The organism is Paracoccus sp. M683 (genome assembly GCF_007096355.1).
Classification (GTDB): Bacteria; Pseudomonadota; Alphaproteobacteria; order Rhodobacterales; family Rhodobacteraceae; genus Paracoccus.
Map to the genome: position 1 here is coordinate 344509 of NZ_VKDF01000003.1, position 15226 is coordinate 359734.

Consider the following 15226-nt stretch of genomic DNA (forward strand, 5'->3'; position numbering starts at 1 on the left):
TGGCATCCGGCGCCGTGCTGGCATAGCCTGACAGCTGCCAAGCAGAAGGGCCCCCGCGATGAATCCCGAACTGACCCATTGGACCGGCCCGCACGGCCTGCCGCGTTTCGACCTGATCCGCGACGAGGATTTTGGCCCCGTCATTCAGGCCGAACTGGCCCGCGCCGAGGCTGCGGTCGAGGCCATCGCGGCCAATCCCGCCACGCCTGATTTCGCCAATACCGTTGCCGCGCTGGAAACCGTGGAAGAGCCGTTGGAACGGGCGCTGTCGATTTTCTACACGCTGGCCTCGGTCGATTCGAACCCCGCGCGGGAAGCCTTGCAGCGCGATCTGGCACCACGACTGGCGGCTTACGGCAACAAGGTGATGATGGATCCGCGCCTCTTCGACCGGGTGCAGGCGGTGGCGGAACAAGCGGCACAGCTGCCACCCCAGGATGCCCGGATCACCGAATTGCAGTTGCGGGCCCGGCGCCGCGCGGGTGCGGGGCTGTCGCCCGAAGATCGCGCCCGGCTGGCCGCGATCAATGAACGGCTGGCGACGCTGACGACGCAGTTTTCGCAGAACCTGCTGGCGGATGAACGCGATTATGTGCTGCCGGTGGCCGATGACCGGCTGGCCGGGCTGCCGGACTGGCTGCTGGGCGCGATGCGGGCTGCGGCGCGCGAACGGGGGCTGCCGGGGCAGGTGGTAACGCTTAGCCGCTCGCTGATCATGCCGTTTCTGGAACTGGCCGATGATCGGGCCCTGCGCGAGACGGCGCTGGCGGCCTGGGCCGCGCGCGGTTCGGGGCAGGGGGCGGGTGGCGGTGCCACTGACAATCGCGGTGTCGTCACCGAAATTCTGGCCCTGCGTCACGAAATGGCGCGGCTGTTGGGCTATGCTGATTTCGCCAGCTTCCGGCTGGAACCGGAAATGGCGCGCGATGCGGCGCGGGTCGAGGATCTGCTGATGCAGGTCTGGCGTCCGGCCATCGCCCGCGCCCGCGAGGATCAGGCCGCGATGACCCCGATGCTGCGCGAGGACGGCGGCAACGGCCCGTTCGAGGCCTGGGACTGGCGCTATTACGCGGCTCGCCGCAAACGTGCGACCTTTGATTTCGACCCAGATGCGTTGAAGCCCTATCTGACGCTGGATGCGATGATCAACGCCGTCTTTGATACCGCGTATCGGCTGTTCGGGCTGGAATTTGCCCCCTTCGAGGCGCCGCTGTGGAATCCCCATGTCCGGGCCTGGCAGATCACGCGGTCGGGCCGGCCCATGGCGGTATTTCTGGGCGATTATTTTGCCCGCCCCGGCAAGCGTTCGGGCGCCTGGTGTTCCAGCCTGCAACCCCAGCACGGGATTGGCGCGGGTCAACGCGCCATTGTGACCAATATCTGCAACTTCACCCCGCCCGACGAACCGGGTGCCCCGGCTTTCCTGTCATGGGATGACGCGCGCACGCTGTTTCACGAATTTGGCCATGCGCTGCACCACATCCTTTCGGATGTCGACTGGCCCAGCATCTCGGGCACCTCGGTGGCGTTGGATTTCGTCGAATTGCCCAGCCAGCTTTACGAGCATTGGCTGGAACAGCCGCAGGTGCTGGCCCAGCATGCCCGCCACCACGCCACGAACGAGCCCCTGCCACAGGCACTGCTGGATCGGCTGCTGGCGGCGGACAAGGCCGATGCCGGGTTCTCGACCGTCGAATATCTGGAATCGGCGCTGGTCGATCTGGCCTTTCACCGCGGCGATGCGCCCGCCGATCCCGCCGCGCGTCAGGCCGATCTGCTGGCCGCGCTGGATGCGCCTTCCGCCATTCCGCTGCGCCATGACACGCCGCAATTCGGGCATGTCTTTTCGGGCGGTCATTATGCCAGCGGCTATTACAGCTATCTGTGGTCCGAGGTGATGGATGCCGATGCCTTCGAGGCCTTCCGCGAGGCCGGCGACATCTTCGATGCAGGCACTGCGCAACGGCTGGAACAGACCATCCTGTCGCGCGGTGGGGCCGAGCAGGCGGATGCGTTGTGGCTGGCCTTCAGGGAACGAATGCCCGGTGTCGAGCCTTTATTGAAGGGGCGCGGACTGATCTAGGCCCCGAGAAAAGGGAGAACCACCATGAAAACCGTCAGTCTTCTGGTTATCGCCACCACTGCCGTTCTGGGCCTGGCCGCCTGCGAGGGACAGCGGGTTGCCCCGCCCGAGCCGGAACCCGCATCGGGCCCGATCGACGCGGCCGATTCGCTGAACGGGACCTATAACCTGCGTGCTTCGGACTGCACCCGTCAGGACGAGCCGGAAACGCGCCTCGTCATTGATGGCAACAAGTTCAATTTCTACGAATCGGCCTGCGTCGTGGCCAATTCGGTCAGCAGCACCTCGTATACCCGCGTGACGCTGTCCTGCACGGGCGAGGGGCAAGAGTTCAACCGCGTGGTCGATCTGCAAAACCGCCCCGGAGAGTTGCGCCTGACACAAGACCGCAGCACGCTTACCTATTTCAAATGCGAGGGCTAGGCTGCCGCTTGCCGGCCTGCGGGGCTTGAGCGCCCCTTGCCGCTGCTGCAATCTGCATGGGTGTTTATGCAAGTGGCAGGTTTGTGGCGATGACCCATCTTCGGTCGACTGATCGCGTTCATCCGCGGGCGGATACCAGCAATATGGACGGGCGGATCACATGGATGCCGGTCAAGACCTTCTGGCTGCTGGGGCATGGTCTGGCCGGGTTGGCGGGGGTGGTGCTGTTTCCCTCGGTCGGTGCGGCGGCGGTGTTCGTGGTGCTGACCGGGGTGACGATCTGCGCGGGGCATTCCGTGGGGATGCACCGGCTGTTGATCCATCGCAGCTTTTCCACATTTCGCCCCGTCGAATATCTGCTGGTCTGGCTGGGCGTTCTGGTCGGCATGGCCGGCCCGTTCGGCATGATCCGCGCCCATGACATGCGCGACTGGCACCAGCGGCAGGAAAACTGCCCGCCCCATCCCTCGCATGGGGCCGGGTTCTGGCGCGACGCCTGGTGGCAGCTGTGCTGCGAGTTTCGCCTGAATCGCCCGCCGCAGCTGGTGATCGAACCCAGCGTCGCCGACAGCCGCTTTTGCCGCGCGGTCGAGCGCAGCTGGATGGCGCAGCAACTGGTGCTTGCGGTGCCGCTTTATCTGCTGGGCGGTTGGGCCTGGGTATTGTGGGGATGCAGCCTGCGGGTTTTCGTGTCGCTGGTGGGGCATTGGGCCGTGGGGCATTACGCCCACAGGCGGGGCTACCAAAGTTGGCTTGCGCCCGACATGTCGGTGCAGGGCTATAACCTGCCGGGCCTGGGTTTGCTGACGTTTGGCGAAAACTGGCATGGCAACCACCATGCCTTTCCCTATTCCGCCCGCTTGGGGGTCAGCCAGGGGCAAAGCGATCCCGGCTATCTGCTGATCCGGGTGCTGCGCGGGCTGGGGCTGGCCTGGGATGTCAAGCTGCCCGGCGCGCATCCCGATCGCGATGCGCGCTTGCAGGTCGTGGATTAGATCGCGCGGTTATTCGCGGGTTTCGTCGGGATCCACACCCCAGATCGAGGGCTTCATCACCCAGCCACGCTCGCCCCCACCGGAAATACGGCACCAGTCGATCGTGCATTCGCCAAGCCGCACGATCGCGCCGGTTTCGGCGCGGGCCACGACATCTGATTTCAGATCCGGCTTTGCGTGCAGCTCGACCATGTCCTCCTGCACGATGGCGGTGCGCACGCCCGACAGCAGGGCGTAATGCACCCAGCCCCCGGCGCCGTCCCGGTCCTCGACCCGGCGCCAATGGCCGAATTCGGCCACCACGCGCAGCGGCATGCCGGCATGGCGGAACACCCAGTCAATGCGGTGCGACAGGCTGGGGCCGCGCCGGGCATTGCCCTCGTTGCCCTTCAGGCTGACATAACGGGGCAGGGGCAGGTTGGTGACCGGTCCCTTGCCCGGATCGCGCCCGTCGGGATTGCGGCTGATCGCGGCATCGGCCGTCGGCGCCTGGCTTAGAACAATGACGCCGCCGCCGGCCGGCACCGGGGTGCCATCGGTGCGGTTGTCAGGCCCGCCGGTCGAGACGATGGAAATGCCGTGCGGAATAACCGCGGCGGGCGCTTCGCCATCTGCCGGCGCCTGTTCCTGTTCCTGCGCGGCCCCGGACCCGCTGGCCACCAGCCAGCCCGTCATCGCGGCCGCCGCGACCAGGGCCGTCAGCCGTCCTCTTCTGTCTGCCATCGCGCCGAAGCCCGCCCTCGCCGTCATATCCTGCCCATTCCTGCCTGTGCCGACAGTGGCCGCGACCGTTCAGGCGCGCGGCATGTCCTCTGCCTTGCCTCATTCCCGGATCGCGCGGCGCATTCGCCGTTGCAACCCACCTACAGGGGTCTTGTGCCGGCCCCTTAACGGGGGCAGTTTGCCAAAAGCGGCCGCGCAAGAAAAGTGCGCAGCATCACGCCGTCGATAAAGTGAGGTCAACATGTCACCATCTTCGCGCCAGCGTCTTCGGGTCACCGTGACGCGGCACTTGCCCGAAGCGGTCGAAACGCGGATGAAAGAGCTGTTCGATGTCTCGTTGAACGAAGCCGATCGCAAGTTCAGCAGGGATGAATTGGTGGCCGCGATGCGTGACAGCGACGTTCTGGTGCCGACGGTGACCGACCATATCGACGCGAATATGCTGGCTCAGGCCGGCGAGAGGTTGAAACTGATCGCGAATTATGGCGCAGGCGTCGACCATATCGACGTGCATTCCGCCCGCCAGCGGGGGGTTCTGGTCAGCAACACGCCCGGCGTCGTGACCGAGGATACCGCCGACATGACCATGGCGCTGATCCTGGCCGTCACCCGCCGCATTCCCGAGGGGCTGGCCGAGATGCAGGCCGGGCGCTGGCACGGCTGGTCGCCCACGGCGCATCTGGGCGGCCGGGTCGGCGGGCGTCGCCTGGGGATCCTGGGCATGGGGCGTATCGGTCAGGCCGTGGCGCGGCGTGCCAATGTCTTTGGCATGCAGGTCCACTACCACAACCGCAGGCGTCTGCGCCCCGAGACCGAGGACGAGTTGCAGGCGACCTGGTGGGAAAGTCTGGATCAGATGCTGGCGCGGATGGACATCATCAGCATCAATGCCCCGCATACGCCGGCGACCTTTCACCTGCTGAACGCCCGCCGACTGAAGCTGTTGAAACCAACGGCAGTCGTGATCAACACCTCGCGCGGCGAGGTGATCGACGAGAATGCGCTGACCCGGATGCTGCGCGCGGGCGAGATCGCCGGCGCGGGTCTGGACGTGTTCGAACACGGGCACGAGATCAACCCTCGCCTGCGCGAACTGAGCAATGTGGTGCTGTTGCCGCATATGGGCTCGGCCACGGTCGAGGGCCGCAACGAGATGGGCGAGAAGGTCATCATCAACATCAAGACCTATGCCGACGGTCACCGGCCGCCGGATCTGGTCGTGCCGAACATGCTGTAGGGGCAGAACATGACGATGCAGAACAGCCAGCCGATCTGGGACAAGGTCGATGCCCATCGCGACGATCTGACGGGGCTTGCCGACCGGGTCTGGGCCACACCGGAACTGCTTTACGGCGAATACGAATCCTGCGACGCGCATACCGAAATGCTGCGTGCCAAGGGCTTTGCGGTGACCGAAAACGTCGCCGGCATCCCCACAGCCGTCATGGGCGAGGCAGGCGAGGGCGGCCCGATCATCGCGATTCTGGGCGAATATGACGCGCTGCCAGGCCTGTCACAGGTTGCGGGCATCGCCGAGCCGCGCGAGGTGGTGCCGGGTGGCAACGGGCATGGCTGCGGCCATAACCTGCTGGGTTCCGCCGCGCTGCTGGCGGCCTGCGCGTTGAAGGACTGGCTGGCCGAGACGGGAACGCCGGGCCGGGTGCGTTACTATGGTTGCCCGGCGGAAGAGGGCGGGGCGGCCAAGACCTTCATGGTGCGCGAAGGGGCTTTCGCCGGCGTCGATGCGGCCGTGACCTGGCATCCCGACAGCATGACGCGGGTGGATGATCCCCTTAGCCTTGCCAATACGCGGATCGACTTTGCCTTCAAGGGCCGGGCCGCCCATGCCGCCGCCAGCCCGCATCTGGGCCGCTCGGCGCTGGATGCGGTCGAGTTGATGTCGGTCGGCGTCAACTATCTGCGCGAGCATATGGTTCAGGATGCGCGGATCCACTATGCCTATCTGGATGCCGGCGGCACGGCGCCCAATGTGGTGCAGGCACGGGCGCGGGTCCGCTATTCCATCCGGGCGCTGCAACTGGCCGAGATGCTGTCACTGGTCGAGCGGGTCAAGGATATCGCCCGTGGCGCGGCGCTGATGACGGGAACCGAGGTCGAGTTCAAGGTCTTCTCGGCCGTGTCGAATACGCTGGAAAACCGGGTGATGGACGGCGCGATGCAGCGCGCGCTGGACGAGATGGGCGGCGTGCCCTTTGACGAGACCGACCGCGACTATGCCCGCGCCATTCAGGCCACGCTGTCGCAGGCCGATCTGGCCGCGCCATATGACGGCGTGGCGATGGACCCGCGCGGGGACGAGCCGCTTTGCGACTATGTGGTGCCGCTGCGTCCGGGGGGGCAGGTGCTGATCGGCTCGACCGATGTGGCCGATGTCAGCTGGGCGGTGCCGCTGTCCGAGGTGCTGGTGGCGACCCATGCCATCGGCACACCGGCTCATAGCTGGCAGATCACGGCGCAGGGCAAATCGCCTGCGGCCCATAAGGGCATGACCTATGCCGCCAAGGCGATGGCGCGCTGTGCGCAGATGATACTGACCGATCCCGCAATGCTGGCCGAGGCAAAGGCCGAACACGCAACGCGCCTGCGCAAGACTCCCTATCAGAATCCGCTGCCGCTGGATGTGTCGCCGCCGCTGGTGCCGCGCCCTGCCATGGCTGGCTGACCCGGCCGGGACGATCACGGCCGGTTATAACGCCGGCCGTGTCAGCATCAGCCAGATGATGCCCAGCATCGCCGTAAAGGCGGGCACGCCAAAGGCGAACCACAGCCGGAACAGCCGGTGATAGGCCGGCGGCAGCGGTGCGTTCTGTCGCGACGCCCGAAGGGCCAGGTCGCGCATCCGCATCTGCATCCAGACCACCGGCAACCAGAATGCGCCGACCAGCAGATATAGCAGCAGCGACAGACCCAGCCAGCCCTCGGTCAGGGGCCAGCCGCTGTGCCGCGCCAGCAGATAGCCGGTGATTGGCTGGGCCACGGCCGCCGTCGCGGTGAACAGCATATCCGCCAGAACGACGATGCCCGCGACATGTGCGATCTGCCCGGCATCGCCGCGGCGATGCGAGATCAGCATGAAGAAGGCGATGCCCATGCCCGTGCCCATCAGGACCATCGCCCCGAGGATATGCAGGAATCTGAGGATCTCGTAGCTCATCGGTCCTCCATCAACAGCCAGACCGTCATCGCCAGCATGACACCCGGAAAGACCTTCAGCATTGGCCCCAGGGGATCGCCCCACAGCGCCGGCGCCAGCAGTGCCCCGCCCAGCAGATAGCTGCCTGACAGTGCCATCATCGCCAGTGCGGCAGCCTTGGTCCAACGCCGCCACAGGATTGCCAAGCCGACCCCGATATCCGCAATCGCGCCCCCGACAACCAGCAACCATGCCAGCCAGCCGGGCAGCCTGCCGGCCAGGACAGCCATCGCGCGCGGCACATCCCATAATGCAATCAGCCCGGAAAACAGCCAGAATATCGACAATGTCGCGATTGCAAGCGGCAGCAGCAGATAGGCCCGCGCAAACAGCCGATCCTGCCGGACAGCCGGCATCCGCGCCAGCGTCTGCGTCAAGGACCCGCATTCTCGCCCCGTGATCCGGCGCCAGGCCGAGGAATCGCCGGTGATTCCATCACGTAAACCGCGCAGTGCCGTGCTGCGCAGGGGCGAGCGCCAGCCCAGATGACCAAGCCCATCGGCCAGCCACGACGCCGCGCGCAACAGCAGGTCCGGCAGGGCAGGGCGCAGCACCGGCCTGCCAAAACCCATCCAGCGCCGGATCGACAGCGTCAGGTCATCGAAAGCATGTGACTGTGATTCTGTCAGATCGGCAACGCTGCCCGAGGGAATTTCACCCCTTGCCGCCATGACAACCGCACCCGTCACATCCCGAATATCGACCGTCCGGACCTGCGCGCCCGGCAGAACGCGCGGCAGGACAGCCGGCATCGCCGCCGCCGCGCGCAGCAGGGCCGTGCCGCCATAGGCATCGGGCGCAAGCACCAGCACCGGCCGCAGGATGACCCAATCCCTTGCCCCGGCCTGAATGATCGCATCGCCACGCCCCTTGCTGCGGAAAAACGCCGTGCCGGCCCGTTCATTTGCCCCGGCGGCCGAGATCTGGACGATCCGCAAGGGCAGGGTGGCGCTTGCCTCGACCAGCCGTTCGATGGCGGTGACATGGATCGCCTCCAGACGATCACGCCCGCCATCCTGCAAGGCGCCAGAGGCATTCACCACCACATCCACCCCGTCCAACAGGCCAGGCCATTCTGCGGTGGTGATCATGGAGATGTCGCGGATCAGCCAGGTCGCACCAGGATCCGACGCCATGGCCGAGGCCATCGACCGACCGATTCCGATCACCTGAAACCCCGCCTCTCGAAGCCCCCGCATCAGGGCTGACCCGATCAGCCCATATCCACCAAGCACGATTGCGGTGCGCATCGCATACCTTGTTCTGCCATGTTGCCGGGCCAGCCATAGCAGTCGAACGCCCCCTTTGCGAGATGGCCCGCAGGTCAATCCGACGCTGTGTCGTGAAGCCTGTCCCTTGTATTTCCTTTTGCTTTTTTTCTGCGCTGCGCTCATCATGCTGCAAATGCAACAAACCGGGGCGCAAACATGGCCGCAACCGACACGCCGCTGCTGATCAAGCGCTATGCCAGCCGGCGGCTGTATAACACCGAGACCAGCGACTATGTCACGCTGGAGGATATTGCCGCATTCATTCGCGAGGGGCGCGAGGTCAAGATCGTCGATCTGAAATCGGGCGATGATCTGACGCGCCAATATCTGCTGCAAATCGTGGCCGATCACGAAAGCCGGGGCGAAAACGTTCTGCCCATCGACGTGCTGACGGATCTGGTGCGCAGCTATACGACCCAGGCGCAATCGGTGGTGCCGCAGTTCCTGGCCGCCAGTTTCGAGATGCTGCGCGAGGGGCAGTCGAAGATGATGGAGAACATGTCAACCATGCGAAATCCGATGGCGTCGATGCCGGGTTTCGAGGCGTTGCAACGTCAGCAGCAGATGTTCCTTAAGGCGATGATGGGCGGCTGGCGGGGCGGTGCGTCCGACGGTGGTTCGGACGAAGCCGGGGATCGCGAGACAGCGCCGAATACCCAGGCTGCGCCTGCCGCGCGCAAGGGCAAGGCGGCTGCGGCTGCCAAGGTGGCACCTGCCGGCGATGGCGATGACATGACCGAGATCCGCAAGCAACTGGAGGAGTTGCAGAAACGCATTTCCAAGCTGTGATCCTGCCTTGCGCCGCCTCTCGCCCCGCGCTACACCCGCCGGCGGAGAGGTGGCCGAGTGGTCGAAGGCGCACGCCTGGAAAGTGTGTAGGCGGGGAACCGTCTCGAGGGTTCGAATCCCTTCCTCTCCGCCACTTGCCCCTGCGAAAGCGTTCTCCCGATCCGGCTGCGGCCGGATTTTTCCGTTGTTTTCGAAGGTTATGCGGGAGGGGCTGAGCACCGGCCCCGCCGCCATGTGGCCCGAAAACGGTCTCTCGGGGCCAGAATTCTCCAGAGCTGTTGACTGCGCTCATTAGGTACAGTTCTACAAAGTTTTGAAAATGCTACTCTTTTTAGGTCGCTAGAACTGTACCTTTGCGGCGGACGATCGGCATGCGGGCGCGACGCGGATCGAAAACCATAGCTGTTATGCAGTGGTTCGCGACCATCATCATGATCACGCCTAAATTCTTCCGCCAACGCCCTTGAACTTTTCAACGAACGCAGAGATGCGTTGGAAGACATCTCTTTTTTTGGTCAGATATTGTGGATTGAGCGGGCTCATTTTTGGAAGGATTGAGTTCAACTCCGTGCCGTTTTCGCTCGCATACTCGCGCTTGATCGACGTCGCGATGTATCGCTTGGCGGCATCCGCGTTCAATTTTTCATCGGTTATCAGTTCTTCCGCTTCCCGGCGTTGTTCGGCTTGTGCGAAGGCAAAAAATGCCTCAATCACCCCGGCCTTGTCCCCCAGTTCGTCAAGGTTTGTCTGATTGATGAAATCGACGATGAGGCTTTCTTTCGCGCGGTTGCCAATACTGGCGCGGATGACACGGCGAACTTCGTCAACGAGCTCTGACTTGTTCTTCGTTTTTTTGTTGTGCTCGAAGATTAGCTCAAGGATGTAATCCAGATTGATTTCCTGGGACTTCAAGAGGTCGACCTCAAAGACAACATCATCCCAGTCGATCGTTGACTCAGCCTGCTCGGCGCTCGCCTTTTCACGGCGAAGCCAATCCCGGATGTCATTGTAGGTCGAACGGTAGTCCTGGACCTTTCGGTCGGCAGGCATCTCGATGCTCTTGAGCTCGTCAAGTTCATCATCACTCAAATGATGCTGCTCCTTGAACGCTCTCACCGCTTCGGCGTCACTCTCGTCAATCTCCTGAAGCTCTCTTAGGCTGGAGAACTCATCATAATTCTGAAGGATATTCTCAATACGGAGATACTCGCCGAACAGCTTCGCAAAAGCCTTTTTGTCCGCTTCCTTTTCGATAGCGGCGGGGTTCGGGAAACGCTCTTCCAGCTCACGGACGACATCGACAAAGCCTCGCCGCGCCTCGCCTGTCGTCTGGTCCGTGAAACCTTCCATGTATTCTGAGTAGCTCTTCTCCAGAACGACGTTCTTGGTATTGGCGTTGCCAAAGAGTGTGATCGCCTTGACGGTCGCCTCTTCCAGGTCGCGGAAGGTAACGATGTTGCCGAAAGACTTGGTCGCATCATAAATGCGGTTGGTGCGGGAGTAGGCTTGTATAAGGCCGTGAAAACGCAGGTTCTTGTCCACGAACAGCGTGTTCAGGGTTGGCGCGTCAAAGCCGGTCAGGAACATGCCAACCACAATGAGCAGGTCGACTTCCTTGGACTTCACCCGTTTCGCCAGATCACGGTAATAATTCTGGAAGCCTTTGCTATCGACGCTGAAATTCGTTCGGAAACAGGCGTTGTAGTCCGCGATGGCGGCGTTCAGGAATTCCTTGGCGCTGCTGTTCAGCGCCGAAATCTCAAAACTCTCGTCAGGTATGTCGCCAATCGCATCCTGTTCTTCGTTGGCCGCGAATGAAAAGATGGTCGCGATCTTCAACGGCTTGTCGCTACCGTTCTGCAGCGTATTCAGTTTTTCATAATAGAGCTTGGCTGCATCAACGCTGCTCACCGCGAACATGGCGTTGAAGCCCTTATTGTCTCCATAGAGACGATGCGTCTTGCGGCGGAAGTTATCGAGAATGTACTGGGAAATCTCGGCGATTCGTTCGGGGTGCTGAAGAGCTTGCCGGTTTTCGGCGGCGGTCAGCTTCTTTTCGTCCTGTTCGGTTTCGATCGCTTTGAATTTCGGGCGCACATCGTTGTAATCGACCTTGAACTTCAGCACCTTCTCGTCGCGGATCGCGTCGGTGATCACGTAAGAATGGAGTTCGCTCCCGAATACGCTGGCCGTCGTCTCCGCGCCCGAAGCATTTTCCGGAAAGATCGGCGTGCCGGTGAAGCCGAACTGGCAGAACTGCTTGAACTTCCGATTGAGGTTCTTCTGTGCCTCACCAAACTGGCTGCGATGGCACTCGTCGAAAATGAAGACAACGCGCTGGGCGTAGACCGGCAGGTCGCCTTCGCTCTTCATCAAATTGTTGAGCTTCTGGATGGTCGTGACGATGATCTTGTTGTCGTCCTTGGAGAGGTTCCGCTTCAACCCGGCTGTACTGTCCGATCCATTGACGCTGTCTGGCGAGAAGCGCTGATACTCCTTCATCGTTTGGAAATCGAGGTCCTTGCGGTCGACCACGAAAAAGACCTTGTCGATGAAATCGAGTTCAGTGGCGAGGCGGGCCGCCTTGAAGCTGGTCAACGTCTTGCCCGAGCCCGTAGTGTGCCAGACATATCCGCCGCTTTCCGGCTTTCTAAGCGTCTTGCCTTCGAACGAGCTTCTGATCTTTCGTAAGATTCGTTCCGTCGCCGCGATCTGATAGGGGCGCATCACCAGCAGCGTGTCGCTGACATCAAAGATGGAATAATCGAGCAACACCTTCAACAGTGTGCGCTTCTCGAAGAAGGTCGCCGTAAAATCCTTCAGGTCCCGGATCAGGCTGTTATCCGCCTGCGCCCAGTTCATCGTGAAGTCGAAACTGTTCTTGTCGCGCTTGGTCGTGTTGGCGAAGTAGCGCGTATCCGTGCCGTTCGAGATCACGAAGATCTGGAGGTACTTGAAGAGCGAACTGTCCGAGTTGAAGCTCTCCTTGCTGTAACGGTGGATCTGGTTGAACGCTTCCCGAATGGCGACGCCGCGCTTTTTCAGCTCGACCTGCACCAGCGGCAGCCCGTTCACAAGAATGGTCACATCGTAGCGGTTCGCGTGGGTTCCGGCCTGCTCGAACTGCTTGATGACCTGTATCTTGTTGCGGCAGACGTGACGCTTATCGACGAGATAGATGTTCTGAATCCTGCCGTCATCGAAGACGAAATCGAAGATGTAGTCGTCATGGAGCTTGCGGGCTTTGTCCGTCACGCTGTCGCTGGGCTTGTCCAAATAGGTTTCGATGAAGCGCGCCCACTCCTTATCGGTAAACTGAACATCATTGAGCGCCTGCAGCTGCACGCGCACATTGGCCAGCATGGCGTCGGTTGATTTCAGGTCAGGCAGATGCTCATAGCCCTGATTGCGCAGGTCCTGAACAAACTCGCGCTCCAGGTCGCCCTCAGACTGATAGCTGTCAGCCGCCTCCCAGGCGCGCACGTACTTGTCCAGAACGATAAAGCGATTGGTCTCGGCGATCGGGGTCGTCTGCTCAGGCATTCGGGGCCTCCTCCTGCCAATAGCTGTAATTGTTGCGCAAATGCTCCAGCAGGAGCTTCACCGTCTGCTTTTCCTGCGGCGACGGCTCAGCAATGGCCTCGCTAGAGAGCGTGCTATGGCTCGTAAACTGAATGATGCGGTTCAGGTAAAGTTGCTGGTCGCCAGGCAACAACTCTGACCATCGCGGATAGCCCAGAAAGCTCGATGTCTTTTCATAGAGATTGCGCAGCAGTGTGAAATGATAGCGCTCGATCTTGTCCGCCGCGATTGCCTCCTCCAGCGTCCGCTTGAGGTAGAGGTGATAAGAAAAGCTCTGGTTGGAATCGCCATTCTTCGCGTCTAGCTCAAAGGTTCCATCCTCCAGCCTTTTCAGCATGTAGCAGGTTTTTTTCCCCAACTCATTGAACAGCACGTTAAAGAACAGCGGGCTGTGGGTCGTGATGATGAACTTCAGGCCGTTCACGCTTTCACTTCTCTTGATGAGGTCGGCGACATCGACGGCAAGCTGAATGAGATGGTTCTCGTCGAGCGAGCTAACCGGGTCATCGATGAATATGTATTCGAGATCGTTGAACTGATCCGTCTCGCGCTCATCGACTTCGGCGACATTGCGGGTGCTGATGACCTGATCCAGCAGGCAATAAAAAACGCTCCAGATGAAGTTGCTTTCTTCACCCTTCGATATTTTGAGACGTTCTGGGTTGGTCGCCGGATCTTGCCCCAGTGTGAAGATCACTTCGGAAAATGCCGGGACGGTAATCTCTTTGTTGTCCTTGTCCCTGGTTTTGTATTCCTCATTGAAGCGGGGCGTAAGGTTCGGCTGGGTGTAACGCTGAAACACGGTGATCACATTGAGGTCGAGCCCAAGATCTTCGAAGGCGGACCTGGTGAACGCATTCGGCTGAATGCAGAGCTTCCGCTCGGTATCTCCGGTCAGATCATTGTCCCAGTAAAAGAGGTCTTCGGTGAAGGCGTTATAGTAGAGCACCTTAGGGCGATAATCGTCGTCCCGCTCTTCGGTCTTCGGGTCGATTAGCTCTCTGAATGCGCGGGACAGTCGCGTCTTGCCGGAGGCGTTGAACGCATAGATCAGCTGGACCTTCTTGTCGGCGTCCCTCAGCGTCCCGGCGATCTCGGTCAGCGTATGTCCCATTTACGCCACCACTGAATCAGGTTTGGGAAAGCTCAGCAGCTGATCGCGGTAATAGGCATATTGTTTTTCACGCAGCTCGATCTCGCGGGGTAGGCCTTCGCTGATCGAAGTCGTCAGCGTGTCGAACTTGTCGAGGATTGCGACAATGCGCGTCTGTTCCTCGAGAGACTTGGCAGGGTCGTCTGGGTAAGGAACCGGCAGCCGCACGTTCTTGACCCCATCAATCAGGAGCCTTTTGATCTTACCGCTCGAAACGTACTTCGCTTTCTGATCATGAAAAGCATCTGTTTGCATCGCATATGCGATGAACTTCGGGTTCATGTTGTGGCGGAAAGCATAGCTATCATCGTGGATCGCGACTTTTTCTTCTCCGAGCCAGGCAACCGCTTTGCCGACGTCTTCGATTGTTTCGCTGACGCCCGCGATGACAACATCATTTGGTTCAGCATACCGCAAAGACGTAGCCATATCGCTTCTGACCTTTGAAAGCGTTTTGTGCGCGAAGACACCATAGTGCGTGTAGATTTCGCCATAGTGGATCGCGCCGATGCCTTCATCGACATAATCGGCTTTCGTAAAGCGCTTCCCACGGATGAACTCACCAATCTCGTCCAAGGGTTTCCATTCGACATCCCCACCTTCAAAGCTGAGAAGCCGGTCGCGGTAGTGGTTGTACTGTTTTTTGCGGGCGGCAAGCTCGGCGGTAAGCTCGGCGGTAAGCTCGGCGGTAAGCTCGGTGAAGCTGTCGAGTATCCGGACAATCTCCCCCTGTATCGCCAACGACTTCTCCGGATCACACGGGCACGGGATGGGGACAAGATACTGTAGAATGTGCGGTTTGCTTCCACGAGGCATCTTTGCGCCCTTGGAGTGCTGAATATTGTACTCGAAGAAATTTTCGTCGTAAGCGGTCGCAGAACAGCACGGTCAGCTTAGCTTGACGGCTTGAAGTTCCACGGCAGCAGGTCGTCGAGGCGGCTTTGAGGGTGGCCGTTGGCAATCGCGGTCAAGGTGGCCCTTAGATATTCGAAG

General features: G+C 61.3%; 13 protein-coding genes and 1 tRNA gene. 7 read left to right on the plus strand and 7 right to left on the minus strand.

The annotated features are described in order from the left end of the window. The first annotated feature begins 58 nt into the window (after positions 1-58). From FNJ84_RS06595 to FNJ84_RS06605, 3 genes are all read left to right on the plus strand, one after another. On the plus strand, positions 59-2083 hold the full coding sequence (locus tag FNJ84_RS06595; protein ID WP_143792208.1) for a M3 family metallopeptidase: 2025 nt from the start codon (positions 59-61) through the stop codon (positions 2081-2083). A gap of 24 nt (positions 2084-2107) precedes the next feature. Then, positions 2108-2506, plus strand: a complete 399-nt coding sequence (locus FNJ84_RS06600) for a hypothetical protein (protein ID WP_143792209.1) — start codon at positions 2108-2110, stop codon at positions 2504-2506. An 89-nt stretch (positions 2507-2595) separates the two neighbouring features. Then, positions 2596-3501 carry an acyl-CoA desaturase gene (locus FNJ84_RS06605; protein WP_143792210.1) on the plus strand — a complete coding sequence of 302 codons (906 nt, stop codon included), beginning with the start codon at positions 2596-2598 and terminating at the stop codon, positions 3499-3501. A gap of 9 nt (positions 3502-3510) precedes the next feature. On the opposite strand, the gene FNJ84_RS22590 is transcribed toward FNJ84_RS06605, so the two are convergent. Next, positions 3511-4224 carry an SH3 domain-containing protein gene (locus FNJ84_RS22590; protein ID WP_363323844.1) on the minus strand — a complete coding sequence of 238 codons (714 nt, stop codon included), beginning with the start codon at positions 4222-4224 and terminating at the stop codon, positions 3511-3513. A gap of 241 nt (positions 4225-4465) precedes the next feature. Between FNJ84_RS22590 and FNJ84_RS06615 the strand changes: the two genes are divergently transcribed. Next, entirely contained in the window at positions 4466-5461 is a 996-nt protein-coding gene (locus FNJ84_RS06615; RefSeq protein ID WP_143792211.1) for a D-glycerate dehydrogenase, read from the plus strand. Positions 5462-5470: 9 nt separating this feature from the next. Continuing rightward, positions 5471-6907 carry an amidohydrolase gene (locus FNJ84_RS06620; protein ID WP_255471073.1) on the plus strand — a complete coding sequence of 479 codons (1437 nt, stop codon included), beginning with the start codon at positions 5471-5473 and terminating at the stop codon, positions 6905-6907. A gap of 24 nt (positions 6908-6931) precedes the next feature. Here FNJ84_RS06620 and FNJ84_RS06625 read toward each other — a convergent pair whose 3' ends face one another. Then, positions 6932-7399: a DUF2269 domain-containing protein gene (locus FNJ84_RS06625; protein WP_143792212.1), complete on the minus strand. Its 468-nt coding sequence runs from the start codon at positions 7397-7399 to the stop codon at positions 6932-6934. Next, a complete protein-coding gene (locus tag FNJ84_RS06630; RefSeq protein ID WP_143792213.1) occupies positions 7396-8688 on the minus strand; it encodes an SDR family oxidoreductase in 1293 nt (430 codons plus the stop codon). The genes FNJ84_RS06625 and FNJ84_RS06630 overlap by 4 nt, the downstream gene beginning before the upstream one ends. 177 nt (positions 8689-8865) lie before the next feature. On the opposite strand from FNJ84_RS06630, the gene phaR reads away from it, so the two are divergent. Both phaR and FNJ84_RS06640 read left to right on the plus strand, forming a co-directional pair. Continuing rightward, positions 8866-9498, plus strand: coding sequence for a polyhydroxyalkanoate synthesis repressor PhaR (gene phaR / locus FNJ84_RS06635; RefSeq protein ID WP_143792214.1), 633 nt, complete (start codon positions 8866-8868; stop codon positions 9496-9498). Positions 9499-9541: 43 nt separating this feature from the next. After that, positions 9542-9631, plus strand: a tRNA-Ser gene (locus FNJ84_RS06640). A 308-nt stretch (positions 9632-9939) separates the two neighbouring features. On the opposite strand, the gene FNJ84_RS06645 is transcribed toward FNJ84_RS06640, so the two are convergent. The 4 genes from FNJ84_RS06645 to FNJ84_RS06660 all read right to left on the minus strand — a co-directional run. Next, positions 9940-13041 (minus strand): type I restriction endonuclease subunit R, encoded by a 3102-nt coding sequence (locus FNJ84_RS06645; protein ID WP_143792215.1) that lies wholly within the window; start codon positions 13039-13041, stop codon positions 9940-9942. Continuing rightward, positions 13034-14194, minus strand: a complete 1161-nt coding sequence (locus FNJ84_RS06650) for an anticodon nuclease (protein ID WP_143792216.1) — start codon at positions 14192-14194, stop codon at positions 13034-13036. The genes FNJ84_RS06645 and FNJ84_RS06650 overlap by 8 nt, the downstream gene beginning before the upstream one ends. Continuing rightward, positions 14195-15049 carry a restriction endonuclease subunit S gene (locus FNJ84_RS06655; RefSeq protein WP_143792217.1) on the minus strand — a complete coding sequence of 285 codons (855 nt, stop codon included), beginning with the start codon at positions 15047-15049 and terminating at the stop codon, positions 14195-14197. It abuts the gene before it with no gap. Positions 15050-15126: 77 nt separating this feature from the next. Further along, positions 15127-15226: transposase domain-containing protein (locus FNJ84_RS06660; protein ID WP_143792218.1), on the minus strand; the 100-nt coding region annotated here is incomplete at its 5' end.